Source organism: Exiguobacterium sp. s28 (genome assembly GCF_018618135.1).
GTDB classification, from domain to species: Bacteria; Bacillota; Bacilli; order Exiguobacteriales; family Exiguobacteriaceae; genus Exiguobacterium; species Exiguobacterium mexicanum_A.
In genome coordinates this window covers 1-21,679 of record NZ_JACSLL010000004.1, presented here as the reverse complement: position 1 = coordinate 21,679, position 21,679 = coordinate 1, and the positions used below count along the sequence as shown (strand labels likewise).

The following is a 21,679-nucleotide window of genomic DNA, read 5'->3' as shown; positions in this document are numbered from 1 at the left end:
TAGGAGGACACATGTTAAAAATTAAAAAGATTTTAAACAACAACGCGGTCATCGTCTCGGACGAGGGCGAAGAGAAGATCGCCATCGGACCAGGCGTCGCGTTCAAGAAGGCTCGCAACGATATCGTCAATCCGCATAAGGTGGAAAAGCTGTTCGTCATGTCGGAGAATGATAAGTTTCAACAACTGCTGACACGGATTCCGATTGAGCACTTCACGATTTCAGAAGAAATCATTTCGCATGCGGAAAAACGGCTCGAGACGACGTTCAACGAACACATCCATATCGTGCTCACCGATCATATCTCGTTTGCCATCGAGCGCGAGCAAGAAGGCATCTCGCTCCGCAACAAGCTGTTGAACGAGATTAAGATTTTATATCGCAACGAGTACGAGATCGGACTATGGGCGCTTCACCTCATCGAGGACAAACTCGGCGTCAAGATGCCGAAAGATGAGGCGGCCTTCATCGCGCTACACATCCATACACTAAAAGTGAAGGGAGGTGATTTACGCAAGACGGTCAAACAGACGACAATCGTACGTGACATGATTCAATCGATTTCGAGACGACTCGATCTATCTATAGAAGAAGATGACTTATCCTATCAACGCTTATTAACTCATTTACGATTCGTCATGGATCGGGTCAACCATTACGATCACCATACGATCGACGAAGATATGCTTCTCATGATTCAAACGAAGTTCTCGTCGGCCTATGCATGTGCGTCTGACGTCGCCAACGAAATGGAAGACTTATACGGCATCGTCTTGCCCGAATCAGAGCTTGGTTACATCACGCTCCACATTCAACGCCTGCAAGATCAACACCATCAAAAAGGAGGACATTCACAATGATGAACTTTTTACAACGTCTCGGACGTTCCCTCATGTTGCCGGTTGCGGTACTTCCTGCAGCGGCCATTCTCATGGGGATCGGTTACTGGATCGACCCGGTCGGCTGGGGTTCTGAAAACATCGCCGCCGCGTTCTTGATCAAAGCCGGTTCAGCCATCATCGATAACATTCCAATTCTCTTCGCAGTCGGGGTCGCCCTCGGTATGGCGAAAAACCGTGACGGCTCAGCCGCTCTAAGCGGACTTGTCGCCTTCCTCACGGTCACAACGCTCTTGTCTTCGGCAACGGTCGCCTTGTTCCAAGGTGTCGACGTCGAAGCCGTCAACCCAGCGTTCGGTAAGATTGCCAACGCGTTCGTCGGTATCTTGTCAGGTATCGTCGCCGCTCAAATGTACAACCGCTTCAGTCATGTGAAGCTACCAGACGCACTCGCCTTCTTTAGTGGGAAGCGTCTCGTGCCAATCATGACGGCATTCTCGATGATCCTCGTCTCGGTCGCCCTTTACTTCGTCTGGCCGGTTGTGTACACAGGACTCGTCGGATTTGGGGAAACGATCTCTAAAATGGGTGCAATCGGGGCAGGCCTTTACGGCTTCTTCAACCGTCTGTTAATCCCAACTGGTCTTCACCACGCCTTGAACTCGGTATTCTGGTTCGATGTGGCCGGCATTAACGATATCGGTAACTTCTGGTCAGGTGAAGGTGTGAAAGGGATTACTGGACGCTATCAAGCCGGGTTCTTCCCGATTATGATGTTCGGTCTTCCGGCAGCAGCCCTCGCCATGTACCATACAGCGAAAACAAAACGGAAGAAACAAGCGGCCTCGCTCCTTCTCGCCGCAGCGTTCGCATCGTTCTTCACAGGTGTCACGGAACCGCTCGAATTCTCGTTCATGTTCCTCGCACCAGTTCTCTACCTCGTCCACGCGGTCTTGACAGGGGTTTCCCTCTTTGTCGCGGCGACGTTCCAATGGACAGCCGGATTCGGCTTCAGTGCCGGCCTCGTCGACTTCGTCCTCAGCTCACGATTACCGCTCGCGAACCAGCCGTACATGTTGCTCGTTCAAGGTCTCGTCTTCGGTGCCATCTACTACGCTATCTTCCGCTTCATGATCGTCAAACTCAACTTGGCGACGCCTGGCCGCGAGTCAGATGAAGCTGTTGACGCAGTCGCAACCGAAACTGCTCCTGAAGGCGAAACGAAGACGGCTCCAGTCGCTGCTGGGGGTCAATATTCAGCGATGGCAGCGATGATTTACGATGGTCTCGGTGGCGATCAAAATGTCACGGGCATCGAGTCATGTGTCACACGTCTCCGCGTCGATGTGAAAGACATGGATACGGTCGACCAAGCCCAAATCAAGAAATCTGGCATCCCTGGCATCAAGGTCGTCAGCCCGAATCACATTCAAGTCATCGTCGGAACGAACGTCCAATTCGTCCTCGAAGAGATTGAAAAACTCCGGAGCCATCGCGCCGGGTAACTGACGAAAGCCACCTCGCGCACGAGGTGGCTTTTTGCCGTCTTGGCTCATATGTTAATAAAATTGTCGTTCACTCAGCTCTTCTTTTTGACTGACATCAACATGAGCGAAACCGTGATGGAATAAATCAATAAAAATAGGACAATGCCTAACTCGAGTGCCGACTCAAAAATGGAATCTCCTCCATTTCATCCTCTTTTTACTATCATTCCCATTTAATATTGATACAAACTGGATTTGCGAAATGAGTTGGTCCTATTCACGTACAAAAAAGCCCTCTTCTAAAAAGAGGACCTTCGTTATAGGCTACATACTGCGAAGTCTGGCAATCCGTTCAGCCGGGTTCGGGTGCGTCGAGAACAGACCGCTCAGCTTTTTCTTAAGCGGGTCTGAAAAGTAGAGCGACGCCGAGGCGCGAGAGGCTTCCTTCACCGGTGTTTGGATATTCGCGATTTTCTCTAGCGCCGACGCGAGCGCATCCGGATTACGTGTCAACTCGGCCCCGCTCGCATCCGCCAAAAACTCGCGATTTCGCGAGATGGCCAAGTTGACGAGCGTGGCGATGAGCGGCGCAAGAATCAATAACACCAGCCCGACGATCATAAAAATCGGGTTTTGGTTGTTGTCGCGGCGTCCACCGACACTTCGGAAGAAGAGCATCCGTGAGCCGATATCGCTCATGATGGCGATGACCGAGACGAGGGCGAGCGTCACCGTCGCCAATCGCACATCGTAATTTTTAATATGGGCGACTTCATGGGCGATGACGCCTTCGACTTCTTCTCGCGTCAACTGATCGAGCAGTCCGGTCGTCACGGCGACGGCCGCTTTCTCTGGTTTCAGGCCGGTCGCGAACGCATTCGGTGACGCATCGTTGATGATAAAGATGCGCGGCATCGGGACACGCGCGACCATGGCCATGTTCTCAACCGTATGCCACAGAAATCGGTGCTGGTCGACCGAGGTGATTTCTTGGGCATGGTTCATCTTCATGACGATGTTCGTGCTCGACATGATGACAATCCCGATATAAAACAACGAGAACACCGGAGTGAAGATGAGGCCTGGGAGCGGGTCACCATAGTTCAAATATGAGATGACCACTCCAACGGCCAAGACGAGCAGGACGAATCCGGCCACGATGAACACGGTTTTGATTTTATTTTTACGAATTTGTTCATACAGGATCATCGTCGCCACCCCAATCCATTAGAATGAGACACGCACGTTTTCGCGTTCTTCCTCACGTGCTTCGAGCATGTCGCGTTTTTCAAAATTATGGACGGAGGCGATGATGTTCGTCGGGACCGATTCGACTTTCGTGTTATATTTCATGACCGTATTGTTATATAACTGCCGTGAATAGGCGACTTTATTCTCCGTCTGCGTCAATTCTTCTTGGAGCATCTTAAAATTCTCGTTCGCTTTCAAATCTGGGTATGCCTCCCGAAGCGCGAACAAATTCTTCAATGCGCCGCTCAATTGATCGTTCACTTCCATCTGTTCTTGACGGCTCGTCTTCGAACCGAGTTGATTCCGTAACTCAACAACTTTTGCGAGCGTCTCTTGCTCATGCTTGGCATAGCCTTTTACCGTTTCGACCAAGTTCGGAATCAAATCGTAACGCCGTTTCAGCTGCACATCAATCTGTGCCCACGCCTCGTCGACCCAGTTCCGATATTTGACGAGTCCGTTGTACATCGAAAAATAGATGAACGCCAAGACAACGATGATACCGATTGCGATAATCCAACCCATTTCGACACCTCATTTCATGATTTTCTCCTGTATTAATTCCCTTTTGTCGTATACCATAAGCATAACTTAGGGAATATGTAGAAAATGATTCATATATGCTGTGGGTTCTCTCACGAATTCATACAAAGGAGTGTCATCATGTCCGTTCCTACCATCGTTGTTGCCGTGAAAGCGGTGATTGTGCAAGACGACCACATGCTCATCATCAAACGAGCTGATGATGACGAGGTCAATCCCGGCACGTGGGAACTCGTCGGAGGCAAACTCGACTTTGGCGAGTCGCTCGAACACGCTCTTGAACGGGAAGTGTTCGAAGAGGCCGGTTTGCATGTGGCGGTCCAGCAATTGTTGTACGCCACGACGTTTTTGACCGCCCCGGATCGTCAAGTCGTCATCATGACGTACTTGGCTCACCCGGTCGCGACGACCGTCACCCTCTCCGAGGAGCACAGTGATGCCAGATGGGTGACGGCTGACGAAGCGCAAACCTTATTACATCGTCCGATTCTCGACGATTTGAATTCACACGACGTATGGACCTTGCTTCAACCAAAAATGATCAACGGACAGGAGTGTAAATCATGCTTGTGACTGACCTCGATTCACGCTTGACTGAGCTATACGACGAGATGGTGACGCTCCGCCGCCACTTCCATCAACATCCCGAACTTTCATTCGAAGAACGAGAGACACCTCGGACGATTGCAGCTTATTTGCGCGACCTCGGCCTCGATGTGCGCGAACATGTCGGTGGCAACGGTGTTGTCGCACGCATTCATGGCGGCGAAGGCCCGACCATCGCGTTTCGGGCCGACTTTGACGCCTTGCCGATTCAAGATTTAAAGGACGTCCCGTACCGCTCGAAAGTAAATGGCTCGATGCACGCTTGCGGTCATGATGCGCATACGGCGACATTGCTCGTCCTTGCGAAAGCACTCACGGAAATCGACCTTCCGGGAGATGTCGTCCTCATTCACCAGTTCGCGGAAGAACTCGCGCCAGGCGGTGCCAAACCGATGATCGAAGATGGGTGTCTTGACGGTGTCGATTATATTTACGGCTCTCATATTTGGACCCCGCTTCCATACGGGACGATTGGTGTGAAGACGGGACCGATCATGGCCGCGGCTGATCGCTTCGAACTGACCGTCAAAGGCAAAGGTGGTCATGGCGCCATCCCGCAACACACGGTCGATGCCGTCATGGTCGGAACGAATATCGTCAGCCAATTGCAACAAGTCATCAGTCGTCGCATCGACCCGCTCGAACCGGCCGTCTTAACTGTCGGCACGTTCGTTGCCGGTCAGGCGTTCAACGTCATCGCCGATGAAGCGAAGCTGTCTGGCACGGTACGGACGTTCACACCGGAGACGCAAACACGCATCATCGCCGAGATGGAGCGGACTATCGCCCATATCTGTTCGGCGAGCGAAGCGCACTACGAGCTCGACTATATCCGGGGCTACCCCGCCGTGATCAACCATCCCATCGAGACCGATCACGTCCGTCGCAGCGCCGCTCGCGTCGTTGGCACCGATGGCGTCATCGAGATGTCCCCGCTCATGGTCGGAGAAGATTTTGCCTATTATATGCAACACGTACCGGGCAGCTTCTTCTTCACAGGAGCCGGTAACCCGGAAGTCGGTGCCGTCTTCCCTCATCATCATCCCCGCTTCGATGTGGACGAACGGGCGATGCTTCATACCGCCCGCGTCCTCATGCAGGCGGCATTCGAGACATGGAACGCGCCTAAAAAAGAAGACTGACGCCGCGGCGTCAGTCTTCTTTTGTTTGTTCAGGCAACATCGATACGAGCACTTGGTCAACACGTTTGCCGTCCATATCGACGACCTCGAATCGAAGACCATATGCTTCGACAACGTCTCCCCGTTTTGGGAAATCGCCGAGCGCATAAATAACAAGTCCGGCAAGAGTATGATACGAGTTACGCCCTTCATCAAAACGATTGTCTCGAATTCCGAACGTCCGCTTCAAATCCTCAATCCCGAGCAAACCATCGGCCAAGTACGAACCGTCTTCACGGCGCACGACTTCCGGTGTCTCTTCTTCAATCATCACTTCGCCGACGATTTCTTCTAGAATATCGAACAATGTGACCATCCCGAGGAATCCGCCGTACTCATCGAGCACGAAGGCGATTTCGACGCCATTCTTTTGCATCATCTGCAACACTTGGCTCGCTTCTCGCTGTTTTGGGACGATGAGTGGTTGTTTGATTCGCTTCAAAATTTGTGAGGGCTCCCGAAGCGTCGATAATGTCAAAATGTCACGGACATCGATGTAACCGACGAACTCGTCGAGCGTATCGCGCCCGACCGGGAGTTTATTGTGTTTACTCTCATAAATCGATTTCTTGATATCGTCCATATCGTCTTCAAGGTCGACCCATTCCAGCGTCGTCCGCGGTTGCATCAATTCATAAATCAGCTGGTCATGGAACGCAAACACACGCTCGACCTGCTGCACTTCCTCGTGTGCGAATGCCCCTTGCTGGGCTCCTTCGAACAAGAGTTGCTTGATTTCGAGCTCGGTCTCACCACTCGACTGCTCCGCTTTCAGGCCAAGCAATTTGAAAAGGAAAAGTGTCGACTTCGACAAAATCCAAATAAATGGTCGCATCACTTTACTAAATAAGTCGAGTGCCGGAATGATCGCCATCGTGACTTTTTCCGGAGCCACGAGCGCAATCCGTTTCGGCACGAGCTCACCGATGATGAGCGACAAATACGTAATAATCGTGACGACGACGACGTAACCGACGGTCGGTGCGTACTGGGGACTCATGCCAAGATTGGCGAACACATCGGCGAGCGGCGCCGAGAAACGCGCACCCCCGTAAGCCCCGTTGATGATACCGATCAACGTGATTCCGACTTGGACCGTCGATAACAGGTCGGTCGGATCTTTTGAATACTTGAGTGCGATTTCGGCACTGCGTTTACCACGGCTCGCCTCGACTTCAAGTTTGGCCGGTTTGGACGAGATCAGTGCGATTTCCGTCATCGCGAAAATCCCGTTCAACACGATCAAGAATAAAACGATCAGTAAATCGATCACTATGGAAGAATCCACTGTTTTCATCACCTCTGCGTATATTTCGTACTACAATCTCATCATATCAAAGATTTGTTATTCACCTGTACCCGTTTCACTCAAGAAAAAAGCCCCTTCAACGTGAAGTGGCTTCGGGTGCGGCTTCCTGATGCAGGGCCGCCGCTTGAGATTGTTTGAAGACGATGACGCCTAAGAGCAACACCATCAACCCGATGACCTGCCCTGGGGACAGTGACAACTGTTGCATCCCGAACGCTCCCGTTAAGTCGACGGCGAGCGCCCATATCAACTGAGATACGAGAATGATGGACACCGATAGCGTCGGTCCGAGCAATTGAATGCTTCGCATCACACAGAAGACGACACCGACCCCGAGCAACCCACCGAGCGCGTATATCGGCGAGATTTCGAATACGCCGTGAACATTACCACCGAACAAAGCGAGTGGGACGAGCGATCCAAGCAAGCCGACGATGAAGACGAGCACCGTTGTCGCCCATGCCCCCAGATGGGCGTTCATTTTGGCATTGACTGCAGCTTGTACACTAATGAATGCGCCGGCTACCGCCGAACAGATGATTCCTACTATCATGAGTTGCCTCCTTATTCGTACAACATGCCATTGGCACGTTCTTTTAATCGAGTCGCATCTAAAATCGTTACTTTTGTCCGCGTCTTTTCGACGAGTCCTTCATCCGCGAACGATTGTAACGTCCGATTCAAATGACGATAACTCGTCCCGAGCCATTCCGCCACTTCTTTTCGTTTCAACTGACTCATCTCGTCTTGGAACAAGTCGTTCCCTGATTCGCTGAGCGAGACGAGATATCCCGCCAATCGTTCTTCGAGTGTCGACATGAGATGGTTCGACGAGGCATTCGCCTCGATGAACAGTTTCTCAGATACGCCGCGCAGAAGATGCTCCGTGAACTCGATCGTTCGGTTATGCGTGCGGAGCACATCAAACGGCACGCGCAGACAGGTTACTGCCCCGACCGCCTCGACCGTGTGGAGTACGTTGCGTCCGCTGGCGTATTCGATATCCCCAATCAATGTTGGGGCCATCTTTAAACGGAGCAAGCGCAACTTGCCTTCCTCGCTCAACGTATAGATTTTGACACGCCCTTCTAACACGACGAAGAGAGACTCGATCGGGTTATCGTTCGTGCAGAGCATCGCTCCGGACGGATACGTCACAATCGTCGATGCCTCTAATGTTTGTTCCGAGAACAGGTGGGCCCACCCGAGTCGTTCTAGTGCTGCCTCTACTTTCATCCGTCTCCCCCTTACGTGAACGTGTAAATGCCAATCCCGGCGACCATCAAGGCAAGTCCTGTGAGCTGACCTTGGTTGAGCGGTTTCCGTTTCACACCAAACCATCCGTTCACATCAATCAAAAACGCCCCGATCAATTGGGCGACGAGCAAGACGCAGATCGCCCAAGTCACACCGAGCTGTTGAATAGCGGTCAGTTCTCCGAAAACGACAAACACCCCGAACAGACCGCCCAAGCTATAGTACCAAGGTACGCGCCGAAACGCCGTCATGTCTGCATCCCGCTTGAACGCATAAATGAGAAGAGCAAGTACAAGACCAACGAGGTGAACGACCGTGACCGACATCCAAGCACCGACCGCGTAGCCGAGCTTGGCATTAAAGATCCCTTGCAATGCGATGAACGTGCCCGAAAGCACGGCAAATAACAGACCCATCCGATTTCCTCCTATCTCCTCGTCTGACTTTACGTGAGATGAGAAGGCTTGAAAAGGACATATGTCCGAAAAAAAGACAACTTAGGAATAACCTAAGCTGTCTGTGGGATTATCCGAGCAATTTGACGATTTCTGCCCCGACTTGTTCTGAAGATTGCGGATTTTGTCCGGTAACGAGACGTTCGTCGACCGTTACGTTGACAGCCCAGTTGTCTGCGCCATCAAATTTTCCACCGCGCTCGCGCATCGCCGATTCAAGGAGGAAAGGTACCGCTGAGTCAAGCTGCATCTCGCGTTCCTCGGCATCCGTGAATCCTGTCACGCGCTTGTCTTTGACGAGCGGATCTCCGTTGCTCAAATTAACGTTGACGAGTCCAATCGGTCCATGACAGACGGCCGCGACGACGTTTCCGCCTTCATACGTATCACGGATGACACGCTGTAACGTTTCACTGTTCGGGAAATCAACGACCGTACCGTGTCCTCCCGGAAGGAAGACTGCGTCATACGTGTCATCGGCCACTTGATCGAGTCGCGCCGTATCTTTCAACAGGTGCTTCGTGTCCAACACCTCTTGCGGCAAATCGCCTTCTAGGCTGTTCGCATCGATTGGCACGTCTCCACCTTCGATGCTCGCTACTGTGACTTTATAACCTTGTTTCTCGAATTGAAGATACGGTGCAGCAAACTCCTCGAGCCAAAGCCCTGTCGCGTGACCGTTCTCCAGTTGATTCGCAGAAGTCGTGACAATCAGTACATGTTTAGACATTGCAAATTCCTCCTTCTAAATTAAGCATACGAAAGAGTTGTTCCCGCTGTGAGTTCATTCAAACCTTGTAACCCGTAACGCTACTCTTTTTTTGACCCGGTCCTATTTTTAGAATGGCAGAAATCAATCCACCATCTATACTGGTCTCATCAGCTGGCAGGAGGGAACGACCGTGATGAAGCATGTACTCGACTGGGGATTTCTTGCCGTCGTCGCTTTGATTGTGGTACTCGTGATTATTGGCGGGTTGTGAAGGAAGTCCAAAACAGTTTCACCGAGATGTCACATGTAGGACTGTTTGAAGGAGGGGCTGTATCGGGAACAAACCTACTGTTGTCCTGTCGTCACTGTTACTTTAGAAAGGATGTTGAATATGTCAGAACGCGTATTTATCAGTCCGGCCAAGTACGTGCAAGGAAAAAATACAATCGATCGCATCGGGGAACACGTTAGCCATTTTGGATCACAGGCTCTCTTGATTGCCGATGACATCGTCTGGCGCTTGATTGGGGAACGGGTGACCGATTCACTCAAGTCGAGTGGCGTGAACGCAGAAAAGGCCGATTTTGTCGGGGAAGCGTCACGTCACGAGATTGAACGGATCGCCAAAGCGGCAGCAGAGAGCCATACTGCTTTCGTCATCGGAATGGGCGGCGGAAAAACGCTCGACACGGCGAAAGCTGTCGCCGACGAACTCGATGCCCGCATCGTCATCGTCCCGACCATCGCCTCAACGGATGCCCCGACGAGCGCCTTGTCCGTCATCTATACGGATGAAGGAAACTTTGAAAGCTATCGCTTCTATAAAAAGAACCCGGATTTGGTCCTCGTCGATACGAAATTGATCGCCGAGGCCCCGGCCCGATTCCTCGCCTCGGGGATTGCTGATGCGCTCGCGACATGGGTCGAAGTCCGGAGCGTCCTCGCCTTCGGCGGCAAAACGATGGCGGGTGGTGTCCCGACGATTGCGGCGGAAGCCATCGCCAAACGCTGCGAAGAGGTGCTATTCGATTACGGAATCCCTGCTTATGAATCGGTGAAGGCCAAAGTCGTCACTCCGGCACTCGAGTCCGTCGTTGAGGCGAATACACTTCTAAGTGGTCTCGGTTTTGAAAGCGGCGGGCTCGCAGCGGCCCACGCCATTCATAACGGCTTCACCGCCCTCCACGGAGACATCCACCATTTGACGCATGGGGAAAAAGTCGCGTTCGGCACACTCGTCCAACTTGCGCTCGAAGGCCGAACGCAGGAAGAGTTCGACCGCTACGTCGCCTTGTATATGGCGCTCGAGTTGCCGGTCACACTCGAAGACGTGAAGTTGAAAGACGCTTCCCGTGAAGACATCCTAAAAGTCGGTCAAGCGGCAACGGCGGAAGGTGAGACGATTCATAGTGGGTTCGATGTGACCGCTGAACAAGTGGCCGATGCCATCATCGCGGCCGACCGGTACGCTCGTCTCTATCAAAACAAATTGCAGTGAACAAGAACGAGGAACGGCTAGTTGAGCCGTTCCTCGTTCGTTTGTTTTCGCGTGACGAAGGAGAACGCTACCCCGATTGCCATGCAACTGACCGTCAAGACGAAAAACGTCAATTGGTTCGCATAAATGATGTTCGTGAACTGGTTCCATCCTGATGCGTACGCCGCATTCTCAGAAGCACGGATTCCAGCCCGGAGCGAAGCCGCTTGACCGGCGTTGATATATAGACCGATTCCCGCCATCACGAGGCTTCCGGCTAAAAGACCGACTCGTCCCAGGCGATGAACCGATTCGACCGCACGCCGAGCAAGCCGAATCGTAATCCAGATGAACAACAGGACGAACGGCCAACCGATGAGCAAGACGAGCACGTAGGGATTCCCTTCACCCGCCGTTTCTGTATAGGCGGCAGTCATCGTCTCGCCGAGTTTGAATAATACAAACGTTATGAGCGTGATGATGAACCACGCCTTGATCAATTTCTCCATGACAACACCTCACCCACAGTATAGCAAAAAACACCATGCGCTTTCGCACATGGTGTCAGGTCAGGCTTTCGGACGGACTGCATAGTAAATCAAGATGACGAGCCACGTCCAAACGCCGGTGAAGATTCCGATAATCCCGACGATAAAGAACCCGAGCGGCATCATCGACTTCGTCCGATCATAGTCTTTCCACATGTTCGATAACCCTTTGATGTTGAAATACAAAAAGGCGAAGAACAAGACGAGCAACAATAACGGTAAACCAAAAATGAGTTCCATACGCTCACTCCTTTCTAGTCTCAACCATTCTCTTACATTTAGTGTACTACTTCCCGCTCTCCATCACATCGGGCTCGCGCAGTACAGGAAGCAGGTCAAGAGACGGAGACAGTCCTGTTCACTATTCCCCAATTTCTCTTCTTTTCATCCCCTTAAAAACCGGGAAAAGAAGACTATCCAGCAAAAAAGGGGGTCTTTCCTGTGAAGCTCATCCGTGTACTCCTCGTCCTGTTGCTCATCTTCCCCACCACGTCCACCTTTGCCGCGACGCCTTCACCTCAGCCAGGCTATACCATCAAGACGACGAAATTGTATTGGCGGGCGATGCAATCGTCTCCGGTCGCCAAGACGCTTTTGACCAATACGCCTGTCCGCTACACGACCTACAACCGAAGCTGGTCGAATGTCTACATCAATGGCACACGCTACTACACTCCGTCTAGTAATTTGAAAGCCGGGATCCCAACACTTACGGCTACAGAACGGCTTCGACTCGTCAATAAACAACACGGACTATCGAGCACGTATCGCTCTCGTCAACTCGTCACGTTGACCATCCCGACCGTCTATACAAAAGGAAGCGAGCGCACCCTCATGGCCGCTGAAGCCGCTCACGCCCTCGCTCGTCTCTATTATGCCGGTCGAAAAGAAGGACATACGCTGTATGCGCTCAGTGCCTATCGCTCCTATGCCACGCAAAAATCGCTTTACACGTATTGGGTCAATACCCGCGGCACGGCATACGCCTCAAAATATGTCGCCCGTCCCGGCCATAGCGAACATCAGACCGGACTCGCCGTCGATATGACGAGTGCGCGGATGCGAATGGGGCTCTATGCCTCGTTCGACCAAACCCCTGAAGGAAAATGGATGCTCCAACAGGCACACCGTTACGGGTTCATCGTTCGCTATCCGAAAGGCAAAGAGAAAATCACCGGCTACAATTATGAACCGTGGCATCTTCGTTATGTCGGTGTAAAAGAAGCGACGATAATCAAACAACAAAACTGGACGTTCGAGGACTGGTGGGCGAAACGTTGACGCGAGCATCTCGAGCGATTCATTGAATGCGTTCAAGGTATAATGGACGCGTACGATATCGCAGAGGAGGACATGTGCATGTGGATTGTCATGAACAAACTAGACGTTGAAAAAGGGAAAGTCGCTGCGGTCACGGCCCGTTTCCAGACGACGAAAGGCATCGAGTCGATGGATGGGTTCGTTCGGATGCAAGTGTTGACCGATACGTCGGACGAGACGAAAGATCAAGTCGTCATCATGACGACATGGCGCGATGCGGCGAGCTTCGAAAATTGGCGTGATAGCGGAGCGTATAAACATGCCCATAAAAAACGGGACGACGGTACTTCTGAAGTGAAGCCCATCGTCCTTGGAAACACGGTCACCCAATATGAGGTCGCCATCGAGCACGGCGCCTCAACCGATGACGTATAAAATATCTTGCGGCCGGATGATCCCGAGCAAAGGTTCATCTTCTTGTCCTGTCTCGGTAATCAATAAGGCATCGAGCCGAACTCCGTCTTTCATGTTGATGAAATGATGATGCGCCTCGATGACCGACGTCTCTTTCGCGATAAACCGATACCGTCGCAGGTGCGGGTCGTGATGGAGCACGTGCTTGACCTGCACGCCTTCGAGTGACACACGAGGCCCGTCGACCGTTTCGGCGAGCCAACTGGTCACTCCTTTTTTCGTCAATAATCCGCGCCACGACCCGTCATGATTATAGACCGGGAACTGCGAGTAGTTCTTATCCCGAATCTCACCGAGCACGTCGACCAACGAGTCGTCGGCGTCGAACGTCGTCACGATTTTACGGAACATCGGAATGACTTGACGCGGATGAAGGAGTTCTTTCTCCACCTCGAGAATCAAATTAACGAGCGATTCATGCGGTTCCGCGATGATGAAATCTGGCTCGCGCCGCTCGTGGACGATGGCGTTTCGCAATTGGCTCATTTGATGTAAATCTTCTTTGTAACGTTCAATGATTGGGTTATGTTTGGCAAGACGATTGACCATGTTGCTGAAACTGAAATGCTGGCCGTCCCCCATCTCGCGACTCAAATGATCCTCGATCCGGTGATACGATGCGATAAATTCTTCTGCACGACTCATATATTCACACTCCTTATCGCCTATATATACCCTATTTTTTTCGGGTTCGAGCAGGAAAGCGTGACCCAATCTCGAATCCACAACTAATCATCTATGAAATGGAGGGGTTCTCATGGCAACTCCGGTCTCGCAAATGACACCGATCCCGAATAAGGACGCCTTCCGTTCCGGCATGCGTGCCGGTATTCCCGTCGCTGTCGGCTATATCCCGATTGCCATCGCTTTCGGGCTGCTTGCGAAATCATTCGATATGCCAAACGTCATCACGCTCGCCATGTCATTATTCATTTTTGCCGGCGCCAGTCAATTTATTGGCGTCCAACTGATCATGGCCGGTTCGATGTATTGGGAGATTATCTTGACGACGTTCATCCTGAACTTACGGCACTTCCTCATGTCGGCGTCGTTGTCCCAGCGTCTCGAGACGACCTCGAATCGATTTCTGGCCGCCATCGCGTTCGGCGTGACCGATGAGACGTTCAGTGTCGCCTCGACGCGTGACGAATCGACGCGCGGCCACTTTGTGCTCGGGTTGAATATGATCGCCTTTCTCGCTTGGAACGTCGGAACATGGATTGGCGTCTTTCTCGCCTTCGGCTTGCCCGCCTCGGTCCAAGCGAGTATGGGCATCGCCTTGTACGCCATGTTCATCGGCCTACTCGTCCCATCCCTTACCCGCAAACCGGTCATTGTCGTGGCTGCAATCGCCGTCTTGACTCAAGCCATTCTCTACTTCGGCGTCTCTCCATTCATCCCGCTGTCGTCCGGCTTGAGCATCATCTTGGCCACGATTGTCGCCGCTGGAGCCGGAGCCTTGCTGTATAAGGAGGACGAAACATGATCAGCCTCTTGTTGCTCGTCCTTGCCATGGCGCTCGTCACATACATTCCGCGGCTCGTTCCGCTGCTATGGCTCCGGGACTTGAAATTACCTCCGCTCTTGAAGCGGTTTTTACTCTTCACGCCTTATGCGGTGCTCGCCAGTCTCATTTTCCCGGGCATCCTGCAGGCAACGACTAGTCTTACGTCAGCTTTAGCGGGTGGGGTGGTCGCCGCAACGCTCGCATTCCTTCGGGTCAACTTGATGCTCGTCGTCATCGGCGGCATCACCGGGGTGTATCTCATTGAAACGTTCTTTTAACAAATAGGTCCGCCCAATTGTGGGGCGGACCTGTTTGTTTAAGCAGAGATGGCCTGACGTCTTAACCTAATGAATACATCGACGAACGCCGGATCCCACTGTGTACCGCGACCGCTCTCTAAAATCGATAGAGCCTTCTCGACTGGCATCCCGTCCCGATATGGACGGTCGGAGGTCATAGCGTCATATGCGTCGGCGATTGCCATGATACGACCGAAGAGCGGAATCTCCTCTCCGACCAACCGATCCGGATATCCGCGCCCATCAATCCGTTCATGATGGGACCGGACACCTGCCAATATCGGTTGTAACGCAGCCGGGAGGGAAATTTGATTCAAAATATGAATTCCGATGGTCGGGTGTTCTTGAATTTGCGCGAACTCATGATCCGTCAGCTTCCCTTCCTTCAACAACACATCGTCACGGATACCAATCTTCCCGATATCGTGGAGTAGCGCCGATTTGCGGAGCAGCTCGATTTGTCCGGCCGGCAACTGGAGCGCCTGTGCCAACTCGACAGAATAGGCGGCGACTCGCTCGGAATGCCCGGCCGTATACGAATCCCGGGCATCGAGTGTTGCAGCGAACAAGACGAACAGACTGTTCAACAGTTGCTCGTTTTCCGCATCTCGATACGTGACGTTCGTGACCATCTGATTAAAGCCCGTGACGAGTTGGGCGAACTCATCCGAGTAAGGGTTATCAATCTGATTCAATCGTCCGGCATCTAACGCGGCGACCCCTTCGGTTAATGCACTGATTGGACGTTTGATGTTGTCATACAGCAAAAAGCTGCTAAACGTCGCGACCCCGATGATAACGACTAAAATCACAGCCGCCCACTGCCAGTATGCATCGACCTGATTGACAGTCGACAGTTGCACCCCGGACGCGAGGATGAACAATGCGACCGGGAACACACCGATGACGAGCATGCTGATCAATAGTTTCGTCCGGACGCTAATGGAGCGATACGTCGCTTGGAGCGGCCGCCCGTACAAGTTTCCGCTCATCTCCTGCAACTGAAGCAACAACGGTTCAACCGAGCGATAGGTCAAAAAGAATTCAATCAACGCATGCAAGATGGCGATTAAAATAGCACCGAACGCCGCCAAGCCAATCAACCGATACGGCAAGTCAATCCACCCTTGTTCGATGGCGAGTGCCGTCATACTCATCGCCGGCACGGACAAGCCGAACAAATGTGGACCGAGAATCCGTTTCACCGTCAACGTAGGAAAGTGACTCGTTTGATCGAACGCCTGTTGAAGCTCCTCATACGTTGGTGTCTCTGTTTGAAACACACGACGGATCGGCCGGATGTGACGTCGATAAAGGAGCAGTTCAAGCCCAATCATCATCATCCCGGACAGCCCCATGATAGCCAAGAGGATGAGCATCTCCGTCTTGGATAAATCGAGCGTCTGAAAGATGAACAGCCCCCCGACACCGAACACGGCGATGCCTGAACCCCATATGTAATTCATGATTAATGTGTGTTGAAATCGTTGAAACATCTTCCCCTCACTCCTGCCTTTTCATCGACCTCTTTCTTATTATATCGACAAAAGTGACACTTTTTTACAGAAATACAAAAACGGGCCCCTTTTTAGGGACCCGTCCTTCACCGTTACGGACGACGTGGACCTTCGTTGTCATCAAGTGAACGATTGTCTTGATCTGGTGTGATGTTGTCATGGAACGGGTTCGGTTCTGGACCGTCCACGTTCGTCACATCAGATTGTGAGGCTTGCGGACGATTCGTTTCACGTTTCAACTCTTGTTTCGTTTGATCCGCTTCACGCTTCGACTGCTCCATGCCTTGTTTCGCCTGTCGCTTCGCAGCCTCGGCTTCTTGGTTCATTTGGGCTTTTTCTTGCTCGAGACCTTCTTTTGACACTTCTGTCTCATCGATTCGCTTCTCAGCTTTCTTCAAGTAGCGAGCTGCTGTCTCACGTCCGCCGAGACCGAAGGCAAGGCCGAAGGCGAGAGCAACTGCACCGAGGATGAGCAAGAATGCCGTATTGACGATCATTGGCGCAATGCCAAGTTGGCTGATGGCCATGAAGAAGGCGATTCCAAGAATCGCGTACTTCGCGACGTGGCGCAGGACGCTCGGTTGGCCAGCTCCATCTACGAGCACACTGCCGACGAGACGCTCTGCCATGTTCGCGAGCCAGAAACCGACCGCCAAGATAACGATGGCAGCGATGACCATTGGCAAGTATGCGAAGATGGCTGTCGCGAGCGAAGCCATAAAGTCGAGGTTTGCGACTTGAAGGGCTTCCGATACGAACAACAAGATGATGATGATTTGAACGATTGTTCCGATCACTTGCGCGATCGATGTCGATGACGACGAGCGACCACCGAGACCCATTTTACTAGCGAGTGAGTTGACGCCTAAGTTCTCAAGGAGAGACACAACGACGCCTTTCAACCATTTAGCAAGGAAGACACCTGCGAGAATCAAGACGATGGCCACGATGATATTTGGAATCATTGCCAAGACGTCGTTGAGCATCGAGATGGCTGGATCCGAGATTCCGCGAATATCGAGCGCTTCAAGCGCTGAAATCGTGACCGGGATCATAATCAAGATGAAGACGATCGTACCGACCACTTTCGCGAGACTTGACCCTTTTACGTAATCTGACAAGTGCAGTTTTTCAGCGAAGCGGTTAAGACCTGCTGCTTCCAAGAACTTCGTCAAGATGTCACGGACGATTTTCGCAACGATATAACCAATCGCGAAGATGAGTGCAGCCGCGACAAGTTTCGGAATGAAGGCGAGGAAACTGTTCAACAAGTCTTCAAACGGTCCGCTGATGCCTTGCAACCCAAGCGCATCAAGCACCGCCGGAAGAGCTAACAATAAGACGAGGTAGAAGACGATATTGGCGACCGTGTCGACCCATTTCGTCTGATTGACGCTCGTCGACTCTTGGCCCGTCTTCTCCATCAACTTGTTCAAGTTGAGGCGATGACCCGCCATTTGAATACCTTTTTTCAAGAGCGTCGCGATAATCCATGCGACGAGCAAGATGAGACCCGCTTTGATGACCCCTGTGATCAACCCAGAGAAGCCAGCATAGATTTGACTGAACGGTTGTGTGATAGCCGGTACGTTCATGAATTCGAAGATGATTAAAAATGCGAGAAGCAATACGCCGAAGAAGACGACTTTCCCGATGATTCGCTCAGGCGTCCATCGTTTCTCCTCTTTACCCGGTTTTCCAGGTTCCCCTTCTGGTTTGACACCGACACGATCGTCGAGGCGTGCTTTGCGAAGCGCTTTGCGCGTCACGTTTTCCAGAACTTTCGCCAAAATGAATCCGACGACAAGAATAAGCAATGCGAGCAAAAGCTCAGGCAGCCATGACATGAACGTGTTGAAATTATAAGTAGTTTCGTTCATCTAACATCTTCCTCCCATCTCTTTTTAAAAATGATTTCATTTATTTGACTCTTTGTATAAATACCAACATTTTCATCTACCTAAACCTTGCCATTTCCTATTTCCCGATAAAGACTTGATGGGAAAACTGCTTTTTCAGAAAGCATTCTTAAAGAAAGAAGGCGTGTCTTTCTAGGTCAAATGTGATACGAATTAAAAGAAGAAGTCTTTTTGAGGAGGAAGTAAGATGAACATCGCCCTAATTGCCCATGACAAGAAGAAAGATGATTTAATCGTACTTGTGAAAGCCTACGCTCATGTCTTGGAAAAACACCATCTGTTCGCCACTGGCACGACCGGTAAGCGCATTGCCGAGGCGACCGGATTGCCCGTCCATTGCTTTCAGTCGGGCCCGCTCGGCGGAGACCAAGAAATCGGTGCCGCCGTCGCCCGGGGTGAGATGGACATGATTATTTTCTTCCGTGACCCATTGACGGCTCAACCGCACGAACCTGATGTGAGTGCCTTGATGCGTCTCTGTGATGTCTATTCCATCCCTTTGGCCACTAATATGGGGGGAAGTGAGATTCTCATCCGCAGTATCGAGCAAGGCGATTTTGAATCGCTGACCTTGACCCATAATGACAAACCACCTGTATGAACAACTTATCAAGAAGAAGAGAGGAATTTTTCTGAAACCACACGTATCGAACGACCCGGTCGTTCAACAGTTTTACGATCAAGTCCGTACGCATTTAAACGACTTATTAGATGACAAGCAGCAAGCCGATCGCTTGCTCGACAGTTTAGCCGGCTATATTCAACAGGCGGAAAAGAACGGGCAGCCTCTCGAAGGACTCACGAAACAAAACCCGCACGACTATGCTCGATTTTTAATTGAACAACCGGCGACAAACGAGGAGTACCAACGTCGCTACCATATGATGATTGAGGCGACGGATGAATTGAAACCTCATGAGAAAGCGCAGGCGAATCGGGAATTCGATTGGGCGATTGAGCGGCTCAACGAAGTTCAAGTCAAGCTCCAGGATGTCGAGATGCGTGATGTCTCCTTTTTAGCCTATACGAAAATTGAGGCAATCAAGTCATCTCGTCGCGTCTGGAATCAATTCGGTTGGCTACTCGGTATGATTTTGGCATTCGCCTACGCCAACTTATTGCTTGTGATGGATGATGTGTTCAGTCTGCGCTTGTTCACGGCACCCGCTACGCCTTACCCGCTCGATTATTTCGGCTTCGTCCTCCCTGTTCTATTGACTGGTGCCATCTTTGGCCTATTGACGCGTTTCCGTCACCACTTCCAAACGCTAGGACGACGGATTGTCTTCGCATTGCTCATCATAGCCTTGTACGTCGGTTTCGTGTTATTGACCCAGCCCATCTTGTTCGCACTCGGATGGTCGTTCTTGATTCAATTGACACCTGTGTATGCGCTCATCCTGCTTGCGATCAGCGGATTCATGGCCATGTGGACATTGGTCGAGTTCGTCTGGAAGAACACGCGGTGCCACCTCGGCAATGAGACGTTAATGATTTATTATTGATCACGCCATTCTCTCTAGGAGATGGCGTTTTTTGTTTGAACCTTTGCTAGAACGGAAATTACTAATAGCGTGACGTCAATTAAAAAATGAAACGAAATCGAAGGAGGCACAACATGTCGGATCGCAAAATTATTGGGTTGTTCCATAACGAGCAAGAAGTAATGGATAAGGTGAACGAACTCAAACAAGCTGGGGAAGCAGAGAAAAACATGCATGTCGTGGCCAAGCGGGACGGGGAAATTTCCGCCTTGCGCTACCATACCGATGTGAACGCCGAATCGGGGATTCGTGATGTCAACTGGCTGGACCGTGTGAAAGCGTTCCTTCACGGCAGTGACCGCATTCGTGATGAATTGCGGAACATGGGACTCAGTGATGCGGAGGCTGAAGAGTATTATACGTCGATCGATGCCGGCAAATTATTGCTTTACATCGATAAACACTCATACGAACGCTATCCGAATATGTATAAGAAAGATAGTGAACTCGACCATGATAAAGGGGAAGAAGCGGATGGCATCGCCTTCGACGCGAAGCCATTCAATGATCACGACGAAGAACCTCGCGGTACGAAAGAGGACCCGATCGTCCGCGGACATTCCGGTCTAGAAGACCACCGTCGATTATAAGGAGGAAACGAAGATGAGTGAGAAACGGTTTATCAGCATGTATGACACACAGGACGCGGCACTCGGAAAAGTCGAGGAGTTGCGTGCGAAGGGCTATAAAGACTCAGACATCTATGTCGTCGCCAAACATGAAGATAACGTCTCGATTTTGCGTCGTCAAACGGACGTCCATACCGAAGCAGCACACCACGCCGGCTGGTTTGATAAGGTACGGGCTTTCTTGAGCGGACATGAGGACGTCCATGCCGGACTTCGCAATATGGGCTTGAGCGAAGACGAGGTGAAGCGCCACTACAGCGATGTCGAGGCTGGAAAGATTTTAATCTATGTGGATGAAGATTTCGAGCGTCGTCATAATGAAGGGCTGACGATCGATTCGTCACCTTATACCGACTCGAGACACGATACGAGTCACCAAGGCCACCATACGGCCGATGGGCTTGAAATCGATTCGACGCCGTATAATGATCCGAAATCTGACACGACCCGTTCGACCCGCTCAGATCATCACACGTCCGATGGTGTGGAGATTGATTCGGAGCCATATAATGACCCGAAACATCGTGACGCGAACCGGGACGATCGCCATACGTCTGATGGTGTAGAAATCGATTCGAAACCGTTCAACGAATCGACGGCCGACAATCCGAACCGGGCCGTCGACCCCGAGCAGGACAAATTGGATAAAAAATCCGAGTTGACTGACCGTGAGAACAAGTTGCGTGGACTCGATGACCGGGCCCTCCGAAACGATTACGAAGATCCAGACAATATCCGCCGTTTCTAATCAAAATGCAACAAGGACCTGACCACAATGAACTGCTCCCCGTCAAGTAGACAGGGCAAATAATGAAAACTAGCCTAGGCGGCTTGAGCCCTGTATTCGACAGGGCTCAAGCCGTTT

The 21,679-nt window shown here is 51.5% G+C and carries 25 protein-coding genes; 13 read left to right on the top strand and 12 right to left on the bottom strand.

The window, feature by feature from the left end; translation table 11 throughout:
- Positions 1 to 11 precede the first annotated feature (11 nt).
- The gene (locus KNP78_RS05985) at positions 12 to 860 is read left to right on the top strand and encodes a PRD domain-containing protein (protein WP_034780531.1); all 849 of its coding nucleotides are present in this window, start codon (positions 12 to 14) and stop codon (positions 858 to 860) included.
- Positions 857 to 2,344 (top strand): N-acetylglucosamine-specific PTS transporter subunit IIBC, encoded by a 1,488-nt coding sequence (nagE, locus tag KNP78_RS05980; RefSeq protein WP_214823438.1) that lies wholly within the window; start codon positions 857 to 859, stop codon positions 2,342 to 2,344. The genes KNP78_RS05985 and nagE overlap by 4 nt, the downstream gene beginning before the upstream one ends.
- A gap of 306 nt (positions 2,345 to 2,650) precedes the next feature.
- Here nagE and htpX read toward each other — a convergent pair whose 3' ends face one another.
- Positions 2,651 to 3,532 (bottom strand): zinc metalloprotease HtpX, encoded by an 882-nt coding sequence (htpX, locus tag KNP78_RS05975; RefSeq protein WP_034780909.1) that lies wholly within the window; start codon positions 3,530 to 3,532, stop codon positions 2,651 to 2,653.
- A 21-nt stretch (positions 3,533 to 3,553) separates the two neighbouring features.
- The gene (locus tag KNP78_RS05970; protein ID WP_034780526.1) at positions 3,554 to 4,102 is read right to left on the bottom strand and encodes a LemA family protein; all 549 of its coding nucleotides are present in this window, start codon (positions 4,100 to 4,102) and stop codon (positions 3,554 to 3,556) included.
- 138 nt (positions 4,103 to 4,240) lie between these two features.
- Between KNP78_RS05970 and KNP78_RS05965 the strand changes: the two genes are divergently transcribed.
- Both KNP78_RS05965 and KNP78_RS05960 read left to right on the top strand, forming a co-directional pair.
- Positions 4,241 to 4,693: an NUDIX hydrolase gene (locus KNP78_RS05965; RefSeq protein ID WP_138860142.1), complete on the top strand. Its 453-nt coding sequence runs from the start codon at positions 4,241 to 4,243 to the stop codon at positions 4,691 to 4,693.
- Entirely contained in the window at positions 4,684 to 5,868 is a 1,185-nt protein-coding gene (locus KNP78_RS05960; RefSeq protein WP_214797380.1) for a M20 metallopeptidase family protein, read from the top strand. Before KNP78_RS05965 ends, KNP78_RS05960 begins: the two co-directional genes overlap by 10 nt.
- Before the next feature lie 10 nt (positions 5,869 to 5,878).
- Here KNP78_RS05960 and KNP78_RS05955 read toward each other — a convergent pair whose 3' ends face one another.
- The 5 genes from KNP78_RS05955 to KNP78_RS05935 all read right to left on the bottom strand — a co-directional run bounded on the left by KNP78_RS05955 (position 5,879) and on the right by KNP78_RS05935 (position 9,658).
- Positions 5,879 to 7,204 (bottom strand): hemolysin family protein, encoded by a 1,326-nt coding sequence (locus KNP78_RS05955; protein ID WP_138860144.1) that lies wholly within the window; start codon positions 7,202 to 7,204, stop codon positions 5,879 to 5,881.
- Positions 7,205 to 7,292: 88 nt separating this feature from the next.
- A complete protein-coding gene (locus tag KNP78_RS05950; RefSeq protein WP_131471707.1) occupies positions 7,293 to 7,769 on the bottom strand; it encodes a DMT family transporter in 477 nt (158 codons plus the stop codon).
- A gap of 11 nt (positions 7,770 to 7,780) precedes the next feature.
- Positions 7,781 to 8,452, bottom strand: coding sequence for a Crp/Fnr family transcriptional regulator (locus KNP78_RS05945; protein WP_084592951.1), 672 nt, complete (start codon positions 8,450 to 8,452; stop codon positions 7,781 to 7,783).
- 11 nt (positions 8,453 to 8,463) lie between these two features.
- Entirely contained in the window at positions 8,464 to 8,889 is a 426-nt protein-coding gene (locus KNP78_RS05940; RefSeq protein WP_034780518.1) for a DMT family transporter, read from the bottom strand.
- Positions 8,890 to 8,998: 109 nt separating this feature from the next.
- Entirely contained in the window at positions 8,999 to 9,658 is a 660-nt protein-coding gene (locus tag KNP78_RS05935; protein WP_034780515.1) for a type 1 glutamine amidotransferase domain-containing protein, read from the bottom strand.
- 373 nt (positions 9,659 to 10,031) lie between these two features.
- Between KNP78_RS05935 and KNP78_RS05930 the strand changes: the two genes are divergently transcribed.
- Positions 10,032 to 11,138, top strand: a complete 1,107-nt coding sequence (locus KNP78_RS05930) for a glycerol dehydrogenase (RefSeq protein ID WP_034780513.1) — start codon at positions 10,032 to 10,034, stop codon at positions 11,136 to 11,138.
- 17 nt (positions 11,139 to 11,155) lie between these two features.
- Here the strand turns inward: KNP78_RS05930 and KNP78_RS05925 are convergent, their stop codons facing one another.
- Positions 11,156 to 11,626, bottom strand: a complete 471-nt coding sequence (locus KNP78_RS05925) for a hypothetical protein (protein WP_034780511.1) — start codon at positions 11,624 to 11,626, stop codon at positions 11,156 to 11,158.
- Positions 11,627 to 11,686: 60 nt separating this feature from the next.
- Entirely contained in the window at positions 11,687 to 11,905 is a 219-nt protein-coding gene (locus KNP78_RS05920; RefSeq protein ID WP_034780509.1) for a hypothetical protein, read from the bottom strand.
- A gap of 201 nt (positions 11,906 to 12,106) precedes the next feature.
- On the opposite strand from KNP78_RS05920, the gene KNP78_RS05915 reads away from it, so the two are divergent.
- Both KNP78_RS05915 and KNP78_RS05910 read left to right on the top strand, forming a co-directional pair.
- On the top strand, positions 12,107 to 12,946 hold the full coding sequence (locus KNP78_RS05915; protein ID WP_034780507.1) for a M15 family metallopeptidase: 840 nt from the start codon (positions 12,107 to 12,109) through the stop codon (positions 12,944 to 12,946).
- Positions 12,947 to 13,024: 78 nt separating this feature from the next.
- Positions 13,025 to 13,360 carry an antibiotic biosynthesis monooxygenase gene (locus tag KNP78_RS05910; RefSeq protein ID WP_034780505.1) on the top strand — a complete coding sequence of 112 codons (336 nt, stop codon included), beginning with the start codon at positions 13,025 to 13,027 and terminating at the stop codon, positions 13,358 to 13,360.
- Here the strand turns inward: KNP78_RS05910 and KNP78_RS05905 are convergent.
- Positions 13,343 to 14,044 (bottom strand): CBS domain-containing protein, encoded by a 702-nt coding sequence (locus KNP78_RS05905; RefSeq protein ID WP_034780503.1) that lies wholly within the window; start codon positions 14,042 to 14,044, stop codon positions 13,343 to 13,345. The two genes, KNP78_RS05910 and KNP78_RS05905, sit on opposite strands and share 18 nt — an antisense overlap.
- Before the next feature lie 112 nt (positions 14,045 to 14,156).
- Here KNP78_RS05905 and KNP78_RS05900 point away from each other — a divergent pair, with 112 nt between their 5' ends.
- Both KNP78_RS05900 and KNP78_RS05895 read left to right on the top strand, forming a co-directional pair.
- Positions 14,157 to 14,885: an AzlC family ABC transporter permease gene (locus KNP78_RS05900; RefSeq protein ID WP_084592950.1), complete on the top strand. Its 729-nt coding sequence runs from the start codon at positions 14,157 to 14,159 to the stop codon at positions 14,883 to 14,885.
- Positions 14,882 to 15,184, top strand: coding sequence for an AzlD domain-containing protein (locus tag KNP78_RS05895; RefSeq protein WP_034780501.1), 303 nt, complete (start codon positions 14,882 to 14,884; stop codon positions 15,182 to 15,184). The genes KNP78_RS05900 and KNP78_RS05895 overlap by 4 nt, the downstream gene beginning before the upstream one ends.
- Positions 15,185 to 15,222: 38 nt before the next feature.
- On the opposite strand, the gene KNP78_RS05890 is transcribed toward KNP78_RS05895, so the two are convergent.
- Together KNP78_RS05890 and KNP78_RS05885 are read right to left on the bottom strand one after the other, a co-directional pair.
- Positions 15,223 to 16,701 (bottom strand): HD domain-containing phosphohydrolase, encoded by a 1,479-nt coding sequence (locus KNP78_RS05890; protein WP_034780499.1) that lies wholly within the window; start codon positions 16,699 to 16,701, stop codon positions 15,223 to 15,225.
- A 113-nt stretch (positions 16,702 to 16,814) separates the two neighbouring features.
- Positions 16,815 to 18,602 carry a mechanosensitive ion channel gene (locus KNP78_RS05885; RefSeq protein WP_034780497.1) on the bottom strand — a complete coding sequence of 596 codons (1,788 nt, stop codon included), beginning with the start codon at positions 18,600 to 18,602 and terminating at the stop codon, positions 16,815 to 16,817.
- Positions 18,603 to 18,828: 226 nt separating this feature from the next.
- Between KNP78_RS05885 and KNP78_RS05880 the strand changes: the two genes are divergently transcribed.
- The 4 genes from KNP78_RS05880 to KNP78_RS05865 all read left to right on the top strand — a co-directional run bounded on the left by KNP78_RS05880 (position 18,829) and on the right by KNP78_RS05865 (position 21,562).
- Positions 18,829 to 19,242, top strand: coding sequence for a methylglyoxal synthase (locus KNP78_RS05880; protein ID WP_034780495.1), 414 nt, complete (start codon positions 18,829 to 18,831; stop codon positions 19,240 to 19,242).
- On the top strand, positions 19,223 to 20,146 hold the full coding sequence (locus tag KNP78_RS05875; RefSeq protein WP_233005141.1) for a hypothetical protein: 924 nt from the start codon (positions 19,223 to 19,225) through the stop codon (positions 20,144 to 20,146). The genes KNP78_RS05880 and KNP78_RS05875 overlap by 20 nt, the downstream gene beginning before the upstream one ends.
- Before the next feature lie 113 nt (positions 20,147 to 20,259).
- On the top strand, positions 20,260 to 20,775 hold the full coding sequence (locus KNP78_RS05870; protein ID WP_029596367.1) for a YflT domain-containing protein: 516 nt from the start codon (positions 20,260 to 20,262) through the stop codon (positions 20,773 to 20,775).
- 13 nt (positions 20,776 to 20,788) lie between these two features.
- Positions 20,789 to 21,562 carry a YflT domain-containing protein gene (locus KNP78_RS05865; RefSeq protein ID WP_214797375.1) on the top strand — a complete coding sequence of 258 codons (774 nt, stop codon included), beginning with the start codon at positions 20,789 to 20,791 and terminating at the stop codon, positions 21,560 to 21,562.
- The last annotated feature ends 117 nt before the right edge of the window (positions 21,563 to 21,679 follow it).

Coding starts and splice junctions, on each gene's coding strand:
- KNP78_RS05905 (WP_034780503.1), bottom strand. CDS start 14,044: ATGAGTCGTGCAGAAGAATTTATCGCATCGTATCACCGGATCGAGGAT.
- KNP78_RS05965 (WP_138860142.1), top strand. CDS start 4,241: ATGTCCGTTCCTACCATCGTTGTTGCCGTGAAAGCGGTGATTGTGCAA.
- KNP78_RS05955 (WP_138860144.1), bottom strand. CDS start 7,204: ATGAAAACAGTGGATTCTTCCATAGTGATCGATTTACTGATCGTTTTA.
- KNP78_RS05985 (WP_034780531.1), top strand. CDS start 12: ATGTTAAAAATTAAAAAGATTTTAAACAACAACGCGGTCATCGTCTCG.
- KNP78_RS05910 (WP_034780505.1), top strand. CDS start 13,025: ATGTGGATTGTCATGAACAAACTAGACGTTGAAAAAGGGAAAGTCGCT.
- KNP78_RS05920 (WP_034780509.1), bottom strand. CDS start 11,905: ATGGAACTCATTTTTGGTTTACCGTTATTGTTGCTCGTCTTGTTCTTC.
- KNP78_RS05960 (WP_214797380.1), top strand. CDS start 4,684: ATGCTTGTGACTGACCTCGATTCACGCTTGACTGAGCTATACGACGAG.
- KNP78_RS05885 (WP_034780497.1), bottom strand. CDS start 18,602: ATGAACGAAACTACTTATAATTTCAACACGTTCATGTCATGGCTGCCT.
- nagE (WP_214823438.1), top strand. CDS start 857: ATGATGAACTTTTTACAACGTCTCGGACGTTCCCTCATGTTGCCGGTT.
- KNP78_RS05890 (WP_034780499.1), bottom strand. CDS start 16,701: ATGTTTCAACGATTTCAACACACATTAATCATGAATTACATATGGGGT.
- KNP78_RS05880 (WP_034780495.1), top strand. CDS start 18,829: ATGAACATCGCCCTAATTGCCCATGACAAGAAGAAAGATGATTTAATC.
- KNP78_RS05865 (WP_214797375.1), top strand. CDS start 20,789: ATGAGTGAGAAACGGTTTATCAGCATGTATGACACACAGGACGCGGCA.
- KNP78_RS05950 (WP_131471707.1), bottom strand. CDS start 7,769: ATGATAGTAGGAATCATCTGTTCGGCGGTAGCCGGCGCATTCATTAGT.
- KNP78_RS05900 (WP_084592950.1), top strand. CDS start 14,157: ATGGCAACTCCGGTCTCGCAAATGACACCGATCCCGAATAAGGACGCC.
- KNP78_RS05875 (WP_233005141.1), top strand. CDS start 19,223: ATGACAAACCACCTGTATGAACAACTTATCAAGAAGAAGAGAGGAATT.
- KNP78_RS05870 (WP_029596367.1), top strand. CDS start 20,260: ATGTCGGATCGCAAAATTATTGGGTTGTTCCATAACGAGCAAGAAGTA.
- KNP78_RS05925 (WP_034780511.1), bottom strand. CDS start 11,626: ATGGAGAAATTGATCAAGGCGTGGTTCATCATCACGCTCATAACGTTT.
- KNP78_RS05945 (WP_084592951.1), bottom strand. CDS start 8,452: ATGAAAGTAGAGGCAGCACTAGAACGACTCGGGTGGGCCCACCTGTTC.
- KNP78_RS05940 (WP_034780518.1), bottom strand. CDS start 8,889: ATGGGTCTGTTATTTGCCGTGCTTTCGGGCACGTTCATCGCATTGCAA.
- KNP78_RS05895 (WP_034780501.1), top strand. CDS start 14,882: ATGATCAGCCTCTTGTTGCTCGTCCTTGCCATGGCGCTCGTCACATAC.
- KNP78_RS05935 (WP_034780515.1), bottom strand. CDS start 9,658: ATGTCTAAACATGTACTGATTGTCACGACTTCTGCGAATCAACTGGAG.
- KNP78_RS05930 (WP_034780513.1), top strand. CDS start 10,032: ATGTCAGAACGCGTATTTATCAGTCCGGCCAAGTACGTGCAAGGAAAA.
- KNP78_RS05970 (WP_034780526.1), bottom strand. CDS start 4,102: ATGGGTTGGATTATCGCAATCGGTATCATCGTTGTCTTGGCGTTCATC.